Origin of the sequence: Acinetobacter sp. YH12086 (assembly GCF_013419345.1) — a bacterium.
Lineage (GTDB): Bacteria > Pseudomonadota > Gammaproteobacteria > Pseudomonadales > Moraxellaceae > Acinetobacter > Acinetobacter amyesii.
Map to the genome: position 1 here is coordinate 1 of NZ_VPAF01000048.1, position 1,738 is coordinate 1,738.

Below are 1,738 nucleotides of genomic sequence, written 5' to 3' on the forward strand. Positions count from 1 at the left end.
TTAGGGCGGCAGAGGGGGCTGGAACGCTGAGTGCGCCCATGCCGCATTGCGAAGCAAAAGATAATCGGATAAAATGTAGCAATTCATATTCGTAAGCGTGGAGTAATCAGATGGGAAATTCCAAGTCAGCAGACAAGTAAGCCGCAACAACCAGTATTGTTGTTGCGGCGCTCTGTAAGGCTAGTCTCATCTGATTGCTGACGAGCAGACGTCGCCCGGTATTCCTTAATCGAGGGTTGATTCGTCATGACCACCACACGCCCCGCGTGGGCCTATACGCTGCCGGCAGCACTGCTGCTGATGGCTCCTTTCGACATCCTCGCTTCACTGGCGATGGATATTTATCTCCCTGTCGTTCCAGCGATGCCCGGCATCCTGAACACGACGCCCGCTATGATCCAACTCACGTTGAGCCTCTATATGGTGATGCTCGGCGTGGGCCAGGTGATTTTTGGTCCGCTCTCAGACAGAATCGGGCGACGGCCAATTCTACTTGCGGGCGCAACGGCTTTCGTCATTGCGTCTCTGGGAGCAGCTTGGTCTTCAACTGCACCGGCCTTTGTCGCTTTCCGTCTACTTCAAGCAGTGGGCGCGTCGGCCATGCTGGTGGCGACGTTCGCGACGGTTCGCGACGTTTATGCCAACCGTCCTGAGGGTGTCGTCATCTACGGCCTTTTCAGTTCGATGCTGGCGTTCGTGCCTGCGCTCGGCCCTATCGCCGGAGTATTGATCGGCGAGTTCTTGGGATGGCAGGCGATATTCATTACTTTGGCTATACTGGCGATGCTCGCACTCCTAAATGCGGGTTTCAGGTGGCACGAAACCCGCCCTCTGGATCAAGTCAAGACGCGCCGATCTGTCTTGCCGATCTTCGCGAGTCCGGCTTTTTGGGTTTACACTGTCGGCTTTAGCGCCGGTATGGGCACCTACTTCGTCTTCTTCTCGACGGCTCCCCGTGTGCTCATAGGCCAAGCGGAATATTCCGAGATCGGATTCAGCTTTGCCTTCGCCACTGTCGCGCTTGTAATGATCGTGACAACCCGTTTCGCGAAGTCCTTTGTCGCCAGATGGGGCATCGCAGGATGCGTGGCGCGTGGGATGGCGTTGCTTGTTTGCGGAGCGGTCCTGTTGGGGATCGGCGAACTTTACGGCTCGCCGTCATTCCTCACCTTCATCCTACCGATGTGGGTTGTCGCGGTCGGTATTGTCTTCACGGTGTCCGTTACCGCGAACGGCGCTTTGGCAGAGTTCGACGACATCGCGGGATCAGCGGTCGCGTTCTACTTCTGCGTTCAAAGCCTGATAGTCAGCATTGTCGGGACATTGGCGGTGGCACTTTTAAACGGTGACACAGCGTGGCCCGTGATCTGTTACGCCACGGCGATGGCGGTACTGGTTTCGTTGGGGCTGGTGCTCCTTCGGCTCCGTGGGGCTGCCACCGAGAAGTCGCCAGTCGTCTAACCGACGACTGGTAGCAGGCCCGCTCCGATGCGGCGCACTAACCATCGAAACCTCGTGAATGTCGGTATCCTGTCTGGCAGGATACCGCTCATTTCCCTTGTTCAGTTCATCGCCGTCGCCGAGCATCTGAATTTTCGGCATGCGGCCAAGGCACTTGGTATCAGCCAGTCGAGCGTCAGCGCGCGTGTGAAAGCGCTGGAGGATAACCTTGGTGTCCTGCTATTTGAGCGCCATGCGCGGGGCGTTCGGCTAACAGACGCAGGCAGGCACTTCATGG

2 protein-coding genes are annotated in these 1,738 nt (G+C 57.3%); both read left to right on the forward strand.

The window, feature by feature from the left end:
• Nucleotides 1-246 precede the first annotated feature (246 nt).
• A complete protein-coding gene (gene floR / locus FTU29_RS17175; RefSeq protein WP_000214122.1) occupies nt 247-1,461 on the forward strand; it encodes a chloramphenicol/florfenicol efflux MFS transporter FloR in 1,215 nt (404 codons plus the stop codon).
• 27 nt (nt 1,462-1,488) lie between these two features.
• Nucleotides 1,489-1,738: LysR family transcriptional regulator (locus FTU29_RS17180; protein ID WP_130234736.1), on the forward strand; the 250-nt coding region annotated here is incomplete at its 3' end.

Bases quoted from the DNA above. Each gene is read 5' to 3' on its own strand.
- floR (WP_000214122.1), top strand. From the start codon at position 247: ATGACCACCACACGCCCCGCGTGGGCCTATACGCTGCCGGCAGCACTG.